The sequence below is a fragment of the Pelomonas candidula genome (genome assembly GCF_043555985.1).
In the GTDB taxonomy this organism is placed as follows: domain Bacteria; phylum Pseudomonadota; class Gammaproteobacteria; order Burkholderiales; family Burkholderiaceae_C; genus Pelomonas; species Pelomonas candidula.
In genome coordinates, this window is sequence record NZ_JBIGIC010000011.1 from 217,504 (window position 1) to 235,681 (window position 18,178).

Below are 18,178 nucleotides of genomic sequence, written 5' to 3' on the forward strand. Positions count from 1 at the left end.
CCATGAAGATGACCGCCCTCGCGCTGCGCCACCTCGCCTTCGAAGACCTCGGGCTCATCGCTCCACTGCTGCAGGCGCGTGGCTTCGAGGTCCGCTATCACGAGGCCGGCGTCGACGATTTCGCCGCCGTCGACCTCGACGCGGTCGACCTGCTCATCGTGCTCGGCGGGCCGATCAGCGTCGAGGACGAGGCCAACTACCCGTGGCTGGCCGACGAGGTCGCGTTGGTGCGCTGGCGCCTGGATTCGCAGCGACCACTGCTGGGCATCTGCCTCGGCGCGCAGCTGATGGCCAAGGCGCTGGGCGCCGCGGTGCGACCGATGGGTGTCAAGGAGATCGGCTTCTCGCCTCTGGTGCTGACCGCGGCGGGGCGGGGCACGGCGCTGGCCGAACTGCGCGACCAGCCGGTGCTGCACTGGCATGGCGAGCAGTTCGCGCTACCGGCCGGGCAGGCGTCGCTGGCCGCCACGGCGGTCTGCCCGTACCAGGCGTTCGCGCCGCACGCGCGGGCGCTGGCGCTGCAGTTCCACCCGGAGGTCGACCCGGCCCGGTTGGAGCAATGGCTGATCGGCCATGCGGGTGAACTCGAAGCCGCCGGCATCAAGCCGCAGGCGATGCGCGACGCCGCCAAACAACAAGGCCCCGGACTTGCCGAGGCCTTGAAGCAGTTGATGCAGCGCTGGCTAGACCAGGCCCTGCTTTGACGCCAGCACCGCCGCTTCGGCGCGGCTGGACACGTTGAGCTTCTTGTAGATGCTCTTGATATGGTCGTTGACGGTGAACCACTTGATGCCCATCAGGTTCGCGATCTCCTTGATCGTGAAGCCCTTGCTGAGGTAGGTCAGCACCTCGCTCTCGCGCGGCGTCAGGCGTTCCCACTCGGGCGGCGGGTCCAACGCGACGTTGCGGCTGTTGCTGAACGGCGCGTGTGTGGACGACAGGGAGCCGAAGCCCGAGTTCAGCGGCATCGTTCCGCTGTCGCTGGACGACGGACGGAAGTGCGACAGCAGCCGGCGCGCGATGGCCGGCGACAGCGGCGGCTGGCCGCGCACGATGCGCTGCAGCTCTTCCACCAGCACCTCGAAGCGGTCTTCCTTCAGCAGGTAGCCGTCGGCGCCACATTGCAGCGCGGGGAAGAGGTGGTCGTCGTCGGAGTAGAGCGTCGTGACGATCTTCAGTGCCGTGGAGCCGGCCAGTTCGGTCAGGAACTCCATGCCGTTGCCGTCGGGCAGTTCCAGGTCGACGAGGATGAGCTTGAAGCCGTTGTCCGGCGCGCTCCCGAACTTGGCGACTTGCCGTCGTGCGTTCTCGAGGTCGCCGACCTCGGTGATTTCCATCGCGTCGCTGAAGCTCTCGCGCACCACGCGGCACAGGAAACTCCGGGCAACGGGGTTGTCTTCGATGATGAGGACTTTGACGGTCATGGCGGGAGCGGCACTGCGGCTGTCGATTCGACTGACGAATGTATCGCACGCACCCTACCGTCACGGGGCGAGACTGCGGGGGAGCAAGCCCCCGTTTCAGGCTTCACACATTGGTAAGAACTAACTTGCCGACGACCTCGCGGGCGGCCATGCGGGCGAAAGCGGCGGGCAGTTGTTCCAGCGGCAGCACGCGGTCCAGCACCGGCTTGATCTTGCCGGCGGCGTACCAGGCGGCCAGCTCGCCCAGCATCTTCGCGTTGCGGCCCGGCTCGCGTTTGGCGAACTCCCCCCAGAACACGCCTACCAGCGAGGCGCCTTTCAGCAGCGCGAGGTTCAGCGGCAGCGCCGGGATCTGCCCCTGCGCGAAGCCGATGACGAGGTAGCGCCCACGCCAGGCGATGGAGCGGAAGGCCGCCTCGGCCAGGTCGCCGCCGACCGGGTCGTAGACCACGTCGGGGCCCTTGCCCTCGGTCAGCGCTTTCAATTCGTCACGCAAATTCTGCGTCGCGTAGTTGATCGTGGCGTCGGCGCCCAGCGCCTTGCAGGCCTGGGCCTTGGCTTCGCTGCCCACGGCGGCGATGACGCGCGCGCCGGTGGCCTTGGCGATCTGGATGGCTGCGGTGCCCACGCCGCCGGCGGCGCCGAGGATGAGCACGGTCTCGCCTGCCTGCAGCGAGCCGCGGTCGATGAGCGCGTGGTGGCTGGTGGCGTAAGTGCAGATGAATGCGGCGGCGTCCTCGAAGCTGAAGGCGTCCGGCAGCGGCATGGCCAGCACGGCGGGGATGCAGACTTCGGTGGCGAAGCCGCCCAGCCCGCCGAAGGCCGCGACGCGCTGGTCGACGGCGAAGCCCTTCACGCCTTCGCCGACCTCGGTGACGACGCCCGAGAACTCCGTGCCCGGCACGAAGGGCAGGGGCGGCTTCATCTGGTACTTGTTCTGCACGATGAGCAGGTCGGGGAAGTTCAGGCTGGCCGCCCTGATCTGCACGCGGATCTGGCCTGGGCCGAGCGGCGGCGGTGGCAGTTCCTTGAACTGCAGCGCCTCGACGCCCACCGGGTTCTCGCAGACCCATGCCTTCATTGCCATCTCCTGTTTGGTGAAGCGGCGATGATAGGAATCCACTGGGTTACACCCGGTCTCGCAGGTGACGCGCTCCCTACAATTGGCCACCATGCGTATCCTGATTTCCAACGACGACGGCTACCTCGCGCCCGGCCTCGCCGCCCTCGTGAAAGCCTGCGAAGGCCTGGGCGAGATCGACGTCATCGCGCCCGAGCAGAACGCCAGCGGCACCTCCAACTCGCTGACGCTGAACCGCCCGCTCAATGTCTACCGTGCCGCCAACGGATTCCGCTACGTCAGCGGCACGCCGTCGGACGGTGTCCACCTCGCGCTGAGCGGCCTGCTGGGCTACCGGCCCGACCTGGTGCTCTCGGGCATCAACAACGGTGCCAACATGGGCGACGACACCCTGTACTCCGGCACCGTAGCCGCGGCCACCGAGGGCTATCTGTTCGGCATCCCGTCGATCGCGTTCTCGCAGGCCGAGAAGGGGTGGGGCGAGCTGGAGGCGGCGGCCCGCACGGCGCGCAGCGTCGTCGAGCAAGTCATCGCCGGCGGCTTGGGCCAGGCCTTCCTGCTGAACGTCAACATCCCGAACCGGGCCGACGCCGACCAGTTGCCCCGCAAGATCACGCGGCTGGGTCGTCGCCACTCCGCCGAAGCCATCATCGAGCAGGTCAACCCGCGCGGCGAGACCATCTACTGGATCGGCCCGGCCGGTGACGCCCGCGATGCCGGCGAGGGCACGGACTTCCACGCCACGGCCAACGGCCGGGTGTCGATCACGCCGCTGCAGGTGGATCTGACCGAGCACGCGTCCCTCGGTGCCTGGGGCCAGCGGCTGGGCCTCTGAATGTCCACGCCCAAGCGTTTCCCGGCCAGCCTGAAGTCCGCCACGGCGCCGCAGCGCGAGCTGCTGATGCCGCAGCGCCACCTGCACCAGGCCACACGTGACGCGGCCCGGCTGGCGCGGCCCAGCGGCACCGGCCTGGACAGCGGCGCCGTGCGCCAGCGCATGGTCGACCGGCTGCGCGCTGAAGGGCGGTTCGACGAGCACGTGCTTGCCGCGATGGCGGCCATGCCGCGCCACGAGTTCGTCGACAGCGCGCTGGCCGCCCAGGCCTATGAGGACACGGCCCTGCCGATCGGCCATGGCCAGACCATCTCCAAGCCCTCCGTCGTGGCCCACATGCTGGGCCTGCTGATGGCTGGCGGCGGAGCCCGCCAGCGTGGCTCGCTGGGCCGCGTGCTGGAGATCGGCACCGGCTGCGGCTACCAGGCGGCCGTCATCGCGATGCTGGCGCGCCAGGTCACGTCCATCGAGCGGCTGAAGGGACTGCATGACAAGGCCAAGCTGAACCTGCATCGCGTGGCCCTGCCGCGCGCGCCGCGCCTCGTATGGGGTGACGGCCGTATCGGCCATGCGGCCAGCGGGCCGTTCGACAGCATCATTGCGGCGGCCGGCGGCGAGGACATCCCGGCCGCCTGGACCGAACAATTGGCCCCCGGCGGGCGCCTCATTGCACCCACCGCGGCGAGTGGCCGCGGCCAGGTGCTGGTGGTGCTGGATCACGTCGTCGAAGGGGGTGTCAGCCGGTGGTTGAGGAGCGAACACGAGGCGGTGCTGTTCGTCCCCCTAAAATCTGGCGTCGTCTGACGGGGCCGCTGGCGCACCGCGCCACACAATCCGTACGGCCTCCAAGCCACCGCTACACGATGCCCTCACGCCTGAGCCACCTCCTCGCCGTTGTCTCCACCTCGCTGCTGCTCTGCGCCTGCAGCAGCGTTTCGCTGAACCAGGCCCCGGTCGAGGACCGCAATCCGCAGCCGCCCAAGGCCGCCGCTCAGGCGCCTGCGTCGGCAGCGTCCACGCCTGCGGCCGAGGTCAAGCCACCGCCGGGCGCCGAAAACGCCGGCAAGCCGGGCTACTACACCGTCAAGCCGGGTGATGCGCTGATCCGCATCGCGCTGGACAACGGCCAGAGCTGGCGCGACGTGGCAAAGTGGAACAACCTCGAGAACCCGAACCGCATCGAAGTCGGCCAGGTGCTGCGCGTCGTGCCGCCTGGCGTCGACCCTAGCGCGGTGACGGCCCGCCCGATCGCCAGTGCGCCCAAGGTCGAGACGCGACCGCTGGACGCCAAGCCGCCGGTCGCGTCTGCCAGTGCGGCCTCTGCCGCGGCGCCGACGCCGGCACCGCCGCGTGAAGCGCCGCCCAAGGAAACCGCCTCCTCGGACGACGACGGCCTGGCCTGGGGCTGGCCGGTGTCGCAGCCCGTCAGCGCCGGTTTCGACGAGCAGCGCAACAAGGGCCTGGACTTCGCCGGCAAGCCTGGCGACCCGGTGCTGGCCGTTGCTGACGGACGTGTCGTTTACGCAGGTTCGGGCTTGCGCGGCTACGGCAACTTGGTCATCATCAAGCACAACAACACCTACCTGACGGCGTATGCCCACAACCGGGCGATGCTGGTCGAGCAGGACCAAGTCGTGCGCAAGGGCCAGAGGATTGCCGAGATGGGTTCCACCGAGAGCGATACCGTCAAGTTGCACTTCGAAGTGCGCAAGCTCGGCAAGCCCGTCGACCCTGCCAAGCTGTTGCCGGCGCGCTGAGTCGGCCGGTTAGCGGACCAAGCACTTCGGGCCAGCGATCACGCCATGAAACGCGCTGCGCCCACCTCCATGAACGGTCGCAACGGCCATGACGGCGCGGCTCACGAGCCCGGCGTCATGCTGGCCATGAGCGGCAGTGCAGACACTGAGCCCGCTGCCGATGGGCCTGACGAAGACGCGCAGGCGCTGCGCAACAATGGCAACGGCCAGGATGTCGAGCTGGGCAATGCGTTGCAGGCCTACCTGCGCGACATCCGCCGCACGCCGCTGCTGACGCCGCAGCAGGAGTTCGACACGGCAGTCGCAGCCCGCGCGGGCGATTTCGATGCCCGCCAAGCCATGATCGAGCACAACCTGCGGCTCGTCGTCAGCATCGCCAAGAACTACCTCGGCCGCGGCCTGCCGATGAGCGATCTCATCGAGGAAGGCAACCTCGGCCTGATGCACGCCATCAGCAAGTTCGAACCCGAGCGAGGCTTCCGCTTCTCGACCTACTCGAGTTGGTGGATACGCCAGAGCATCGAGCGCGCGCTGATGCACCAGGCCCGCCTCGTGCGGCTGCCGGTGCACATCGTGCGCGAGCTCAACCAGGTGCTGAAGGCACGCCGCGCGCTGGAGGCGCTGCAGAGCGCCAGCGGCGCGGAGAGCCGCGTGCGCGCCGAGGACGTGGCCCAGGCGCTCGGTCGGCCGGTCGAGGAGGTGGCCGAGTTGCTGGCCTATGCCGAGTTGCCCAGTTCGCTGGACTCGCCGGTGGACCGAAACGGCGAGGGCGGCGAGTCCATGCTGGACCTGGTTGCCGACGACCAGGCCATCGACCCGATGGGGCTGCGCCTGTCGCACGAGGTCGAGCAGTTGCTGCAGCACGGCCTCGCGAGCCTGAACGACCGCGAGCGCGAGGTGCTTTCGGGTCGCTACGGCCTGTCGGACCGCGAGCCCGAGACGCTGGACGTGCTGGCCATCCGCCTCAAGCTGACGCGTGAGCGCATCCGCCAGATCCAGATCGAGGCGCTGGCCAAGCTCAAGCGCAACATGATGCGTCACGGGGTCGACCGGGATTCGATCTTTTAGCCCCTCGTCCAGCCGCACACCGCTGAACGCGGTGCGTCTGACCGGTCCCCCGAGGGGACGGCGATGCTTGCGGCATCGAGCCGCAAGCACATCGCCCAAGCGGGCCGGCTCGGGAGCGGCCCAGCGCTCGGCCCGGAATACCCTCCGATAATTCGGGGATGACTCAGACAACGGATTGGCTCAAGGTCGAGAGCATCGAGCTTGAAGCGCAGGGCGTGGCGCACAACGCCGAGGGCAAGGTGGTCTTCATCGACGGCGCCTTGCCGGGCGAGATCGTGAAGGCGCAGATTGCGCGGCGCAAGAACAACTGGGAGCAGGGCCAGCTCACCGAGATCAAGAAGGAAAGCCCGCTGCGCGTGACACCGGGCTGCCCGCATTTCGGCCTGCACGCTGGCGCCTGCGGCGGCTGCAAGATGCAGCACCTGCATGCGGGCGCGCAGGTCGCCGTGAAGCAGCGCGTCGTCGAGGACAACCTCTGGCATCTTGGCAAGGTCAAGCCCGAGGTCATGCTGCGCCCTATCGAGGGGCCGACCTGGGGCTACCGTTACCGCGCGCGCTTCTCGGTGCGCTATGTGCAGAAGAAGGGCGTCGTGCTGATTGGCTTCCACGAGCGCAAGAGTCGCTACGTGGCCGACATGCAGGTCTGCAAGGTCGTGCCCAAGGTCGTCAGCGACCTGCTGATGCCACTGCGCGAGCTGATCTCCAGCATGGCCGAGCGAGATCGCCTGCCGCAGATCGAACTGGCCATGGGCGACGAGGTCATCGCGCTGGTGCTGCGTCACCTGAACCCGCTGCCGGATGGCGACATCGCACTGCTGCGCGAATTCGCGGCCAAGCATGGCGTGCAGTGGTGGCTGCAGCCCAAGGGGCCGGACACAGTCAAGCTGCTGGACGTGGGGGGGGCGCAGCTGGCCTACCGCCTGCCCGAGTTCGGCGTGACGATGCCGTTCAAGCCGACCGACTTCACGCAGGTCAACCCGCACATCAACTCGGCCCTCGTCGGCCGCGCGCTGCGGCTGCTGGCCGTGGAGCCGGACGATCGCGTCATTGACTGGTTTTGTGGCTTGGGTAACTTCACGCTGCCGTTGGCGACAAAGGCGCGCGAGGTGCTGGGCATCGAGGGCAGCGAGACGCTCGTGCAGCGCTCGCGCGAGAACGCCGTGGCCAACGGGCTCGCTCACAAGACCAGTTTTGTCGCGCGCAACCTGTTCGACATGACGCCAGAGCTACTGGCAGCCGACGGCGTTTCCGACCGCTGGCTCATCGACCCGCCGCGCGAGGGCGCGTTCGCGCTGGCGAAGGCGGTGGCCGATATCGCCCAGGACCCATCGCTGGCACCGGGCTGGACACCGCCCAAGCGCGTCGTCTACGTCAGCTGCAACCCGGCGACGCTGGCGCGCGACGCGGGCTTGCTGGTCAACGTGGCCGGCTACCGCTGCACGGCGGCCAGTGCGGTGAACATGTTCCCGCACACGGCCCACGTCGAAAGCATTGCGGTCTTCGACCGCTGAGCTTCCGGTTACCGATTCCTGAGCGCCCGCCGGCCCGTCCGGTGTGGTGCGGTGTTGCTCTGTCCGTGTAAGTCCGGAGTCTCAGCCTGCCGGCTGTAGACAAAATGGATAAACAATGATGTTTAGTGAAAACTAAACAAGCCAACCTCAACGGAGACAGAGGACGACATGGGCTTTCGCATCCATCTTGCACGCTCGCTGGGCCTTGCCTGCCTGGCGCTGGGCCTGGCCAGCGCGGCGCCGACACAAGGCGACACCACCGCGTCACCCGCGTTGAAGCGCGGCGTCAACATCGTCGGCTACGACCCGCTGTGGACCGAGCCGGCCAAGGCGCGCTTCCAGCCACGCCACATGCAGGCCATCCGCGACGGCGGTTTCGATCATGTGCGCATGAACCTGCACGCGTTTGCGCATATGGACGCGCAGTACAACCTGTCGCCGGCCTGGTTCAAGCAACTGGACGAACTGGTCGATGCCGGGTTGAAGTCGGGGCTGCAGGTCATCCTCGACGAGCACAACTTCAACGAGTGCGCCAAGCCGACCGACATCGACAGCTGCCGCGCCAAGTTGAAGGCCTTCTGGCGCCAGGTCGCGGCCCATTACAAGGGGGCGCCGGACGCGGTGCTGTTCGAGATCCTGAACGAGCCCAACAGTGCGGCCGACGCGGTCTGGAACGACATGCTGGCCGAGAACCTGGCCATCATCCGCGAGACCAACCCGACACGGCGCGTCATCGTCGGCCCCAAGGGCTGGAACTCGATGGCGCACCTGGACAGCCTGAAGCTGCCCGATGCGGACAAGCGTCTCATCGTCACCTTTCACTACTACACGCCGATGGAGTTCACGCACCAGGGCGCGTCGTGGACGCCGCAGTTCCAGAAACTGTCGGGCGTGACCTGGGGCAGTGCCGCGGACCGCGAGAAGCTGGGCAAGGATCTCGACGTCGTCAAGGCCTGGGCTGACAAGGCAGGCCGCCCTATCCTGATGGGCGAGTTCGGTGCGCTGGAGAGCGCCGGCATGGCGCAGCGTGTCGGCTGGACATCCGCCGTTGCGCGCGCCGCCGAGGCTCGCGGCTTTGGCTGGTCCTATTGGCAGTTCGACTCCGACTTTGTGCTCTGGGATATGCAGGCCGACGGCTGGGTCAAGCCCATCCACGGCGCACTGGTGCCCGAGAAGGCGACCGCCGCTGCTGCGCGTGCGACCGACCCGGCGCTGGACTACCTGATCAACACGCCGCGCGCCTCGGCCTGGTCGGTCTACGGCGACGGCCAGACCAGCGGACAGGTGCCCTGCGCGGCGACCGGCAAGGTCTGCCTGCGGGTGGCACTGGCGTCGTCCAAGCCCAACCCCTGGGACATCGGTGCCGTCGCGCCGCTGCAGGGCAGTATCGCCAAGGGCGACAAGCTACAGGTCGTCGCCTGGGCGCGGCTGGACACTGAGGATGCCAACGCCAAGGTCGTCGTGCCGTTGCTGCTGCAGGTCGGCGCGCCGCCGTACACGGCGGTGATCTCGGGCTCGGTGACGTTGACCAGCAAACTGGAAGCCATTGCCATCGGTGGTGTCGCGGCGGACAACTTTGCCGGCGGCACCGTCAACCTGGCGATGCAACTGGGGCAGGTTGGCCAGCCCATCATCATCAGCGCGCCCTTCGTGCTGAAGAACTACAAGGCGCCGCAGTAGCGCCTCGGCGCGCAAAGAAAAAGGCGGCCGAGGCCGCCTTTTTTCATGGTGCGTGACGAGCTCAGTCGCGGTCGCCGCCGAAGATGCCCAACAGGGAAAGCAGGCTCTGGAACACGTTGTAGAGGTCCAGGTAGATGTTCAGCGCGGCGCTGATGTAGTTGGTCTCGCCGCCATCGATGACGCGCTTGACGTCGTACAGCATGAAGGCCGAGAAGATGCCCAGCGACAACACCAACATCGTCAGCATCAGGGCCGAGGACTGCATGAACAGGTTGGCGATGCCGGCCACCATCAGGATGACCGCGCCGACCACCAGGAACTTGCCCATGCCGGACAGGTCACGCTTGATGACCGTGGCCAGGCTGGCCATCGTGAAGAACACGGCGGCCGTGCCGCCGAAGGCTGTCATGACCAGCGACGTGCCGTTCTTGAAGCCCAGCACGTAGCCGACCAGGCGCGACAGCATCAGGCCCATGAAGAAGGTGAAGCCCAGCAGCGCAGCGACGCCGGTGGCGCTGTCCTTGGTCTTCTCGATGACGAACATCAGGCCGAAGGCTCCGATGAAGAAGATCAGCGTGCTGGCGCCCGGGCTCATCAAGGCGAAGAGACCGGTCGCGACGCCGATCCAGGCGCCCAGTACCGTCGGCACCAGCGACAGGGCCAGCAGCCAGTAGGTATTGCGCAACACACGCTGGCTGTCCGCAGCAATGCCGCTGCCGGCGTAGCCGAATTGCGTTTGCACGTTGTTGTTCATGACGATCCTCCGAAGGACGAATGGAAACCGCAGGGATTCTAGGGCGACGTCTGCCGGCTACATTGGGGGCTGTCTCCCGGAAATCAAGACCATGAAACAGCAAGCTCAACTCGAACTCGAAGACGTCAAACGCATCGCCGCCGCCGCCGAGGCGCACGCACTCGGCAAGGGCTGGGCGGTGTCCATCGCCATCGTCGACGCCGGCGGTCATCTGCTGTGGCTGCAGCGCCTGGACGGCGCCTCGCCCAGCTCGGCGATGTTCGCGCCGGCCAAGGCGCACACGTCGGCCCTGGGTCGCCGTGAATCCAAGGTCTACGAGGACATGATCAACGGCGGTCGCGTGTCCTTCCTCAGCGTGCCCGGCATGTACGGCACGTTGGAAGGCGGCGTCCCCATCCTCGTCGACGGCCAGGTGGTTGGCGCGGTGGGGGTCAGCGGCGTCAAGTCCAGCGAGGACGCCGAGATCGCCAAGGCCGGCATCGCGGCACTTTGAGGCGTCACGAGCGGGTCACGAAGCCTCGGTACTAACCCCAGTCGGCTATACTCGATGGGTTTACCTGAACCCCATCGCTGCCCGGCGGAAACCTGCAAGGTTTCTAGAAAACCTCCCCCTTCGGTTTCTACAAGTTGACCCGTCGTCCGACGGGTTGATGCCGGGCACGCGAACCACTTGCGGAGACCCTTTGTGCTGACCGACCTGCTCCATCCCCCTCAAGCAATCCTGGCTCTGGCGGATGGGACGGTGTTCCGAGGCCAGTCCATCGGCGCGACCGGCCAGACGGTCGGCGAAGTCGTGTTCAACACGTCGCTGACTGGCTACCAGGAAATCCTGACCGACCCCAGCTACTGCAAGCAGATCGTCACGCTGACGTATCCGCACATCGGCAGCTACGGTGTCGCTGAAGAGGATGTCGAATCGAGCAAGGTGTTTGCCGCCGGTCTGGTCATCAAGGACCTGCCGATCCGCGCGTCCAACTTCCGCGCCGGCAAGACGCTGGACGCCTACCTGCGTGAGCAGGGCACGGTCGCCATCGCCGGCCTCGACACCCGCCGCCTGACCCGCGTGCTGCGTACCAAGGGTGCCCAGAACGGCGCCATCCTGGCGCTGCCCGCCGGAGAGACGCTGACGCAGGTCCACATCGACGCGGCGGTTGCTGCTGCCAAGGCCGCGCCGTCGATGGCCGGCCTGGACCTGGCCAAGGTCGTCAGCCGCACCGAGAACGAGACCTGGACGCAGACCGAGTGGAAGCTCGGCAGCGGCTACGGCACCCAGGCAGCTCCGAAATTCCATGTCGTCGCCTACGACTTCGGCGCCAAGAACAACATCCTGCGCATGCTGGCCGAGCGTGGCTGCAAGATCACCGTCGTGCCGGCGCAGACGCCCGCCAGTGCCGTGTTCGACCTGGAACCGGACGGCGTGTTCCTGTCCAACGGCCCTGGCGACCCGGAGCCCTGCGACTACGCCATCAAGGCGACGGCGCAACTCGTTGAATCCGGCATTCCCGTGTTCGGCATCTGCCTGGGGCATCAGATCCTCGCGCTGGCCTCGGGTGCCAAGACCTTCAAGATGAAGTTCGGCCATCACGGCGCCAACCACCCGGTCAAGGACCTGGACAGCGGCCGCGTCGGCATCACCAGCCAGAACCATGGCTTCGCGGTCGACCCCGAGACGCTGCCGGCCAACCTGCGCGCCACGCACGTCAGCCTGTTCGACGGCACGCTGCAGGGCATCGCCCGCACGGACAAGCCGGCCTTCAGCTTCCAGGGCCACCCGGAAGCCAGCCCGGGCCCGCACGACATCGCCTACCTGTTCGACCGCTTCATCGGCCTGATGAGCAAGGCGTAAAGCCATGTTCGGCATCACCGACCTCGGCACCTACCTCGCGGCAGCGATCTTCATCATCCTGCTGCCGGGGCCGAACTCGCTGTACGTGCTGTCCGTTGCGGCGCAGCGCGGCGTGCGCACCGGCTACACGGCCGCGTGCGGCGTGTTCGTGGGCGACACGGTGCTGATGACGGCCGCTGCCGCCGGTGGGGCCTCGCTGCTGATGGCCAGCCCGCAGATCTTCTTTGTCGTGAAGATGGTCGGCGCGGTCTACCTCGGCTGGATCGGCATTCAGCTGCTGCGCGGTGGCGTGAAGAGCTGGCGCGGTGACGCGCAGGCAGAGGCGCCTCGCGTGGTCGACGCCAGTCAGCCGTTCCGCAAGGCGTTGGTCGTCAGCCTGCTGAACCCCAAGGCCATCGCCTTCCTGCTGTCGTTCTTCATCCAGTTCGTCGATCCGGCCTATCCGCATCCCGCGCTGACCTTCCTGATCCTGGGCTCCATCATCCAGGTGCTCAGCTTCCTCTACCTCTCGACGCTGATCTTTGCCGGTGCCCGCCTCGCGGCGGCCTTCCGTGCGCGGCGTCGCCTCTCCGGCGCCGCCAATGCGGGCGTCGGTGTCCTTTTCGTTGGATTCGGGGCCAAGCTGGCCACGGCCACCCTCTAAAAAGTTCCAAGAGCGCAGACCGCCATGCCGAAACGTACAGACCTCAAGAGCATCCTCATCATCGGCGCCGGCCCGATCATCATCGGCCAGGCCTGCGAGTTCGATTACTCCGGCGCCCAGGCCTGCAAGGCGCTGCGCGAGGAGGGCTACAAGGTCATCCTCGTCAACAGCAACCCGGCGACGATCATGACGGACCCGGACACGGCGGACGTCACCTACATCGAGCCCATCACCTGGCAGGTGGTCGAGAAGATCATCGCCAAGGAGCGCCCGGATGCGGTGCTGCCGACGATGGGCGGCCAGACCGCGCTGAACTGCGCGCTGGACCTGCACAAGCACGGCGTGCTGGCCAAGTACGGCGTCGAGATGATCGGCGCCAACGAGGTTGCCATCGAGAAGGCCGAGGACCGGCTCAAGTTCAAGGACGCGATGACCAAGATCGGCCTGGGTTCGGCCAAGTCGGGCATCGCGCACACGCTTGAAGAGGCGTGGGCGGTCCAGAAGCAGATCCATGCAGAGATCGGCGGCAGCGGCTTCCCGATGGTCATCCGTCCCAGCTTCACGCTGGGCGGCACGGGTGGTGGCATTGCCTACAACCCGGAAGAGTTCGAGACGATCTGCAAGCGCGGCATCGACCTGTCGCCGACCAACGAGCTGCTCATCGAAGAGAGCCTGATCGGCTGGAAGGAATACGAGATGGAAGTCGTCCGCGACAAGGCGGACAACTGCATCATCGTCTGCTCCATCGAGAACCTGGACCCGATGGGCATCCACACCGGTGACTCCATCACCGTGGCACCGAGCCAGACGCTGTCCGACAAGGAATACCAGCTGCTGCGCAACGCATCGCTGGCCGTGCTGCGCGAGATCGGCGTGGACACCGGCGGCTCCAACGTGCAGTTCTCGATCAACCCGAAGGACGGCCGCATGGTCGTCATCGAGATGAACCCGCGCGTGTCGCGTTCGTCGGCACTGGCCTCCAAGGCCACGGGCTTCCCCATCGCCAAGGTCGCGGCCAAGCTGGCCGTCGGCTACACGCTGGACGAGCTGAAGAATGACATCACCGGCGGCGCGACGCCGGCATCGTTCGAACCCAGCATCGACTACGTCGTCACCAAGATCCCGCGCTTCGCCTTCGAGAAGTTCCCGATGGCCGACTCGCGCCTGACGACGCAGATGAAGTCCGTCGGCGAGGTGATGGCCATGGGCCGCACCTTCCAGGAGTCGTTCCAGAAGGCCTTGCGCGGCCTGGAGACGGGCATCGACGGCCTGACCGAGCGCTCGACCGACCGTGAAGAGATCGTGCAGGAGATCGGCGAAGCCGGCCCCGAGCGCATCCTGTTCCTGGCCGACGCCTTCCGCATCGGCATGACGCTGGACGAGATCTACGAGGAGACCGCGGTGGACCCGTGGTTCCTCGCCCAGATCGAGCAACTGGTGCAGATCGAAGGCGCGATCAAGGGCCGCTCAATCGAGTCGATCACCGAAGCCGAACTGCGTTTGCTGAAGACCAAGGGCTTCTCGGACAAGCGCTTGGCCAAGCTGCTGGGCACGAACCAGCACGAGGTCCGCGCCCGTCGCCATGCGCTGAATGTGCGCCCGGTCTACAAGCGTGTGGACACGTGCGCCGCCGAGTTCGCGACGCAGACGGCCTACATGTACTCGACCTACGAAGGCGAGGGCGCTGAGTGCGAGGCCAACCCGACCGACAAGAAGAAGATCATGGTGCTGGGCGGTGGCCCTAACCGCATCGGCCAGGGCATCGAGTTTGATTACTGCTGCGTGCACGCGGCCCTTGCCATGCGCGAGGACGGCTATGAGACGCTGATGGTCAACTGCAACCCCGAGACCGTCTCGACCGACTACGACACGTCCGACCGCCTGTACTTCGAGCCGGTCACGCTGGAAGACGTGCTGGAAATCGTCGACAAGGAAAAGCCGGTCGGCGTCATCGTGCAGTACGGCGGCCAGACGCCGCTGAAGCTGGCGCTGGACCTGGAGCGCGCCGGTGTGCCCATCATCGGCACGACGCCCGATTCCATCGATATCGCGGAGGACCGCGAGCGCTTCCAGAAACTGCTGCACGAGTTGGGCCTCAAGCAGCCGCCCAACCGCACCGCCCGAACCGAAGAGCAGGCCGTCACGCTGGCCAACGAGATCGGCTACCCGCTGGTCGTGCGCCCGAGCTACGTGCTGGGCGGCCGCGCGATGGAGATCGTGCACGGCGACAAGGACCTGGAGCGCTACATGCGCGAAGCCGTCCGCGTGTCCGAGAAGTCGCCCGTGCTGCTCGACCACTTTCTGCAGGACGCCGTCGAGGTCGACGTGGACTGCATCAGCGACGGCACCGACACGATGATCGGCGGCATCATGGAGCACATCGAGGCGGCCGGCATCCACTCCGGCGACTCGGCCTGCTCGCTGCCGCCGTACACGCTGGCCGCCGACGTGCAGGACGAACTGCGCCGCCAGACAGCCGCGATGGCCAAGGCACTGAAGGTCGTCGGCCTGATGAACGTGCAGTTCGCGATCCAGGGCGATGTTGCCAAGGGTCTGAAGCACTGCACGATCTATGTGCTCGAAGTGAACCCGCGCGCCTCGCGCACGGTGCCTTACGTGAGCAAGGCCACGGGCCAGCAACTCGCCAAGATCGCTGCGCGTTGCATGGCTGGCCAGAAGCTCAAGGACCAGCGCGACCGCAAGGGTCGTGTGCCGCAGGAGGTCGTGCCGCCGTACTACAGCGTCAAGGAAGCCGTCTTCCCGTTCAACAAGTTCCCGGGTGTGGACCCCATCCTGAGCCCCGAGATGCGTTCGACCGGCGAGGTGATGGGTGCGGCCAAGACCTTCGGTGAGGCCGTGCTGAAGAGCCAGATCGGCGCCGGCTCGCGTCTGCCGCGTTCCGGCAACGTGCTGATCACCGTGAAGAGCGGTGACCATGCCCGTGCGGCCGCCATCGCCAAGGACCTGCACGAACTGGGTTTCGGCATCGTTGCGACCAAGGGCACCGCGGCTGCGATCGCCGAGGCTGGCGTACCGGTCAAGCTGATCAACAAGATCAAGGACGGCCGTCCGCACATCGTCGATGCGCTCAAGGGCGGCGACATCCAGCTCGTCTTCACGACGGTGGACGAGACCCGCACGGCCATTGCCGACAGTCGCTACATCCGCCAGGCGGCGCTGGCCAACCGCGTCACCTACTACACGACGATGGCGGGCTGCGAAGCCGCCGTGGAAGGCATGAAGCACCAGGACGGGCTGCTCGTGCAATCCCTGCAAGAGCTGCACGCCGAACTGGCCTAAACTTTCGCCTCACTGATTCCGCCGCCGCCGTCCGGGCCATCCGGATCGCAGCGGCGGTCTCTTTTTGACCGCACGACCAACTTGTTTGCCCCAAGCTCGCGTTGCTCGCTGGCCCCCCCAAGAGGTGTCAGCGGCTTCGGGCGGCCGGGCGCCACTGAGACATGAGCACCATCCCCCTGACCAAGCGCGGCGCCGAGGCGCTGAAGGAAGAGCTGCACCGCCTGAAGACCGTGGAACGCCCGGCCGTCATCCTGGCGATTGCCGAAGCGCGTGCGCAGGGTGACCTGAGCGAAAACGCCGAGTACGACGCAGCCAAGGACAAGCAGGGCTTCATCGAAGGCCGCATCCTGGAAGTCGAGGGCAAGCTGTCCGTCGCTCAGATCATCGATCCGTCCACGCTGGACGCCGGGGGCCGTGTCGTCTTTGGTGCGACGGTGGACCTGGAAGACGAGGACAGCGGCAACGCCGTGACCTACCAGATCACCGGCGATGACGAGGCCGACATCAAGCTGGGGCGGATCTCCATCGGCTCGCCCATCGCGCGGGCGCTGATCGGCAAGGAAGCCGGCGACACGGCCGAGGTGCAGGCCCCTGGTGGCGTGCGTCGCTACGAGATCATCGAAGTCCGCTACGTCTGATGTTCGCCCGGCTTCAAGCCCTGCTGGCCGCCCTCTGGGGCGGCTTTTTGCTGTGCGTGGCTTTCGTGGCGACACCCAGCGCGTTTGCGGTGCTGGAGCGTGCCCAGGCCGGTGCCTACGTGGCGCGCGTGTTCGCGCTGGAGGCGCAGATCAGCCTGGCGCTGGGCCTGGTGCTGATGATGATCGAGCGCCGCCTCGCCCGTGATGCGGTGGAGGCTGGCGCGGCGAGCCATCAGTTCTCGGCCCGGTTGCTGCTGCCCGTCGTTGCGGTGTTCTGCACCATCGCGGGCTACTACGGCCTGCAGCCATTGATGGCCGATGCCAAGGCCGGCGCCGGTGTCGCGTCCTTCGCCGCATTGCACGGCGTATCGCTGGCGTTCTTCGGCGTGAAGGGCCTCGTCGTGCTGGCCCTCGCGTGGGTCAGTCAGCGACGTTCTTCTTGACGCTGGTCATGCGCCGCTTGGCGCGCTTGATCTCGCCACCCTGGGCGACGCGCTCGTTGCCCAACACCTTGAGCTTGCTGACCTGGGGGCGGCCATTGCCGCTCTTGGAGAACTTGACGATCTTGACGACGCGAGGGCCCGGCCGGGCATCGGTGCGTTCGGCGACGGCCTTCTCGGGAATCGGCCGCCACAGCACCAGCAGCTTGCCGATGTGCTGGATGGGGGCTGCGTTCAGCTCATCGCAGAGCTGGGCGAACATCGCCTCGCGAGCCGTGCGGTCGTCGCCCAGCACCCGCACCTTGATCAGGCCGTGGGCCTTCAGCGCGGCGTCGGTTTCCTTGACGACGGCAGGGGTGAGGCCGTCGCCGCCGATCATCACGACCGGGTCGAGATGGTGGGCGTCGGCGCGCTTGTCCTTGCGCTGGGCGGGGGTGAGGTTGATTTGAGGCATCCCCGTATTATCCCGTAGGCATGAAAACTCAAACCAAAAGCAAGAAGCTCAACAAGGCGTGGCTCAACAACCACGTCAGCGACCCCTATGTGCAGCAGGCGCAGAAGGACGGTTATCGCTCGCGCGCGGCCTACAAGCTCAAGGAAATCGACGAGGAGCTGAAGCTGATCCGCCCGGGCCAGGTTGTCGTCGACCTCGGCGCCACGCCGGGCGCCTGGAGCCAGTATCTGCGCCGCAGGTTCGCGCCTACCGAGGCAGGGCGGGGCGGGGCAGCCGTGGGCCAGCTCAACGGCACCATCATTGCGCTGGACCTGCTGGACTTCGAACCCATCGAGGGCGTGCAGTTCATCCAGGGGGACTTCCAGGAGGACGCGGTGCTGGCCCAACTGGAGGCCGCGCTCGCCGGCCGGCCGGTCGATGTCGTCGTGTCGGACATGGCGCCCAACCTGTCGGGCATCGCGTCCACGGATGCAGCCCGCATCTCCAATCTCATCGAGCTGGCGGTGGATTTTTCCAGCCATCACCTCAAGCCCGAGGGGGCGCTGGTGGCCAAGGTCTTCCACGGCAGTGGCTACAACGAGCTGGTGCAGTTGTTCCGTGCCCAGTTCAAGACCGTCAAGGTCGTGAAGCCCAAGGCCTCGCGCGAACGCTCTTCCGAGACATTCTTGGTCGGCATCGGGTTGAAAAACCGCTAATTACAGGGCTTGCCCCCTTGCCTCACCTAAAATCGCCCCCACAGTCCTGAAA

Annotated in this window: 18 protein-coding genes; 14 read left to right on the forward strand and 4 right to left on the reverse strand. The window is 66.8% G+C overall.

From position 1 onward, the window contains the following. Positions 1–2: 2 nt before the first annotated feature. Entirely contained in the window at positions 3–704 is a 702-nt protein-coding gene (locus ACG04R_RS20885; RefSeq protein WP_394415412.1) for a glutamine amidotransferase, read from the forward strand. On the opposite strand, the gene ACG04R_RS20890 is transcribed toward ACG04R_RS20885, so the two are convergent. Together ACG04R_RS20890 and ACG04R_RS20895 are read right to left on the reverse strand one after the other, a co-directional pair. Beyond that, on the reverse strand, positions 684–1,424 hold the full coding sequence (locus tag ACG04R_RS20890) for a LuxR C-terminal-related transcriptional regulator (RefSeq protein WP_394415414.1): 741 nt from the start codon (positions 1,422–1,424) through the stop codon (positions 684–686). The two genes, ACG04R_RS20885 and ACG04R_RS20890, sit on opposite strands and share 21 nt — an antisense overlap. 103 nt (positions 1,425–1,527) lie before the next feature. Continuing rightward, the gene (locus ACG04R_RS20895; protein WP_394415416.1) at positions 1,528–2,505 is read right to left on the reverse strand and encodes an NADPH:quinone oxidoreductase family protein; all 978 of its coding nucleotides are present in this window, start codon (positions 2,503–2,505) and stop codon (positions 1,528–1,530) included. Between the two features lie 91 nt (positions 2,506–2,596). On the opposite strand from ACG04R_RS20895, the gene surE reads away from it, so the two are divergent. The 6 genes from surE to ACG04R_RS20925 all read left to right on the forward strand — a co-directional run bounded on the left by surE (position 2,597) and on the right by ACG04R_RS20925 (position 9,356). Further along, entirely contained in the window at positions 2,597–3,340 is a 744-nt protein-coding gene (gene surE, locus ACG04R_RS20900) for a 5'/3'-nucleotidase SurE (protein ID WP_394415418.1), read from the forward strand. Continuing rightward, complete coding sequence (locus tag ACG04R_RS20905) at positions 3,341–4,144, forward strand: protein-L-isoaspartate(D-aspartate) O-methyltransferase (RefSeq protein ID WP_394415420.1); 804 nt, start codon at positions 3,341–3,343, stop codon at positions 4,142–4,144. It begins immediately after the preceding gene. A gap of 59 nt (positions 4,145–4,203) precedes the next feature. After that, positions 4,204–5,097: a peptidoglycan DD-metalloendopeptidase family protein gene (locus ACG04R_RS20910; RefSeq protein ID WP_394415422.1), complete on the forward strand. Its 894-nt coding sequence runs from the start codon at positions 4,204–4,206 to the stop codon at positions 5,095–5,097. A gap of 45 nt (positions 5,098–5,142) precedes the next feature. Further along, complete coding sequence (rpoS, locus tag ACG04R_RS20915) at positions 5,143–6,165, forward strand: RNA polymerase sigma factor RpoS (protein WP_394415424.1); 1,023 nt, start codon at positions 5,143–5,145, stop codon at positions 6,163–6,165. A 158-nt stretch (positions 6,166–6,323) separates the two neighbouring features. Beyond that, entirely contained in the window at positions 6,324–7,676 is a 1,353-nt protein-coding gene (gene rlmD / locus ACG04R_RS20920) for a 23S rRNA (uracil(1939)-C(5))-methyltransferase RlmD (RefSeq protein ID WP_394415426.1), read from the forward strand. Positions 7,677–7,844: 168 nt separating this feature from the next. Beyond that, on the forward strand, positions 7,845–9,356 hold the full coding sequence (locus ACG04R_RS20925; protein WP_394415428.1) for a glycoside hydrolase family 5 protein: 1,512 nt from the start codon (positions 7,845–7,847) through the stop codon (positions 9,354–9,356). Positions 9,357–9,417: 61 nt separating this feature from the next. On the opposite strand, the gene ACG04R_RS20930 is transcribed toward ACG04R_RS20925, so the two are convergent. After that, entirely contained in the window at positions 9,418–10,110 is a 693-nt protein-coding gene (locus ACG04R_RS20930) for a Bax inhibitor-1/YccA family protein (RefSeq protein ID WP_394415429.1), read from the reverse strand. A gap of 91 nt (positions 10,111–10,201) precedes the next feature. Here ACG04R_RS20930 and ACG04R_RS20935 point away from each other — a divergent pair, with 91 nt between their 5' ends. The 6 genes from ACG04R_RS20935 to ACG04R_RS20960 all read left to right on the forward strand — a co-directional run bounded on the left by ACG04R_RS20935 (position 10,202) and on the right by ACG04R_RS20960 (position 16,980). Continuing rightward, complete coding sequence (locus ACG04R_RS20935) at positions 10,202–10,603, forward strand: GlcG/HbpS family heme-binding protein (RefSeq protein ID WP_394415430.1); 402 nt, start codon at positions 10,202–10,204, stop codon at positions 10,601–10,603. Between the two features lie 192 nt (positions 10,604–10,795). Then, a complete protein-coding gene (gene carA / locus ACG04R_RS20940; protein ID WP_394415432.1) occupies positions 10,796–11,956 on the forward strand; it encodes a glutamine-hydrolyzing carbamoyl-phosphate synthase small subunit in 1,161 nt (386 codons plus the stop codon). A 4-nt stretch (positions 11,957–11,960) separates the two neighbouring features. Then, on the forward strand, positions 11,961–12,599 hold the full coding sequence (gene leuE, locus ACG04R_RS20945) for a leucine efflux protein LeuE (RefSeq protein WP_394415434.1): 639 nt from the start codon (positions 11,961–11,963) through the stop codon (positions 12,597–12,599). Positions 12,600–12,623: 24 nt separating this feature from the next. After that, on the forward strand, positions 12,624–15,899 hold the full coding sequence (carB, locus tag ACG04R_RS20950) for a carbamoyl-phosphate synthase large subunit (RefSeq protein WP_394415436.1): 3,276 nt from the start codon (positions 12,624–12,626) through the stop codon (positions 15,897–15,899). A gap of 161 nt (positions 15,900–16,060) precedes the next feature. Then, positions 16,061–16,537, forward strand: a complete 477-nt coding sequence (greA, locus tag ACG04R_RS20955) for a transcription elongation factor GreA (protein ID WP_394394491.1) — start codon at positions 16,061–16,063, stop codon at positions 16,535–16,537. Then, positions 16,537–16,980, forward strand: coding sequence for a DUF4149 domain-containing protein (locus ACG04R_RS20960; protein ID WP_394415438.1), 444 nt, complete (start codon positions 16,537–16,539; stop codon positions 16,978–16,980). Before greA ends, ACG04R_RS20960 begins: the two co-directional genes overlap by 1 nt. Here the strand turns inward: ACG04R_RS20960 and ACG04R_RS20965 are convergent. Then, positions 16,958–17,431 (reverse strand): YhbY family RNA-binding protein, encoded by a 474-nt coding sequence (locus tag ACG04R_RS20965; protein WP_394415440.1) that lies wholly within the window; start codon positions 17,429–17,431, stop codon positions 16,958–16,960. The genes ACG04R_RS20960 and ACG04R_RS20965 overlap by 23 nt on opposite strands. A 20-nt stretch (positions 17,432–17,451) precedes the next feature. Between ACG04R_RS20965 and ACG04R_RS20970 the strand changes: the two genes are divergently transcribed. Then, entirely contained in the window at positions 17,452–18,126 is a 675-nt protein-coding gene (locus tag ACG04R_RS20970; protein WP_394415442.1) for an RlmE family RNA methyltransferase, read from the forward strand. The last annotated feature ends 52 nt before the right edge of the window (positions 18,127–18,178 follow it).

Coding starts and splice junctions, on each gene's coding strand:
- ACG04R_RS20885 (WP_394415412.1), top strand. CDS start 3: ATGAAGATGACCGCCCTCGCGCTGCGCCACCTCGCCTTCGAAGACCTC.
- ACG04R_RS20890 (WP_394415414.1), bottom strand. CDS start 1,424: ATGACCGTCAAAGTCCTCATCATCGAAGACAACCCCGTTGCCCGGAGT.
- ACG04R_RS20895 (WP_394415416.1), bottom strand. CDS start 2,505: ATGAAGGCATGGGTCTGCGAGAACCCGGTGGGCGTCGAGGCGCTGCAG.
- surE (WP_394415418.1), top strand. CDS start 2,597: ATGCGTATCCTGATTTCCAACGACGACGGCTACCTCGCGCCCGGCCTC.
- ACG04R_RS20905 (WP_394415420.1), top strand. CDS start 3,341: ATGTCCACGCCCAAGCGTTTCCCGGCCAGCCTGAAGTCCGCCACGGCG.
- ACG04R_RS20910 (WP_394415422.1), top strand. CDS start 4,204: ATGCCCTCACGCCTGAGCCACCTCCTCGCCGTTGTCTCCACCTCGCTG.
- rpoS (WP_394415424.1), top strand. CDS start 5,143: ATGAAACGCGCTGCGCCCACCTCCATGAACGGTCGCAACGGCCATGAC.
- rlmD (WP_394415426.1), top strand. CDS start 6,324: ATGACTCAGACAACGGATTGGCTCAAGGTCGAGAGCATCGAGCTTGAA.
- ACG04R_RS20925 (WP_394415428.1), top strand. CDS start 7,845: ATGGGCTTTCGCATCCATCTTGCACGCTCGCTGGGCCTTGCCTGCCTG.
- ACG04R_RS20930 (WP_394415429.1), bottom strand. CDS start 10,110: ATGAACAACAACGTGCAAACGCAATTCGGCTACGCCGGCAGCGGCATT.
- ACG04R_RS20935 (WP_394415430.1), top strand. CDS start 10,202: ATGAAACAGCAAGCTCAACTCGAACTCGAAGACGTCAAACGCATCGCC.
- leuE (WP_394415434.1), top strand. CDS start 11,961: ATGTTCGGCATCACCGACCTCGGCACCTACCTCGCGGCAGCGATCTTC.
- carB (WP_394415436.1), top strand. CDS start 12,624: ATGCCGAAACGTACAGACCTCAAGAGCATCCTCATCATCGGCGCCGGC.
- greA (WP_394394491.1), top strand. CDS start 16,061: ATGAGCACCATCCCCCTGACCAAGCGCGGCGCCGAGGCGCTGAAGGAA.
- ACG04R_RS20960 (WP_394415438.1), top strand. CDS start 16,537: ATGTTCGCCCGGCTTCAAGCCCTGCTGGCCGCCCTCTGGGGCGGCTTT.
- ACG04R_RS20965 (WP_394415440.1), bottom strand. CDS start 17,431: ATGCCTCAAATCAACCTCACCCCCGCCCAGCGCAAGGACAAGCGCGCC.
- ACG04R_RS20970 (WP_394415442.1), top strand. CDS start 17,452: ATGAAAACTCAAACCAAAAGCAAGAAGCTCAACAAGGCGTGGCTCAAC.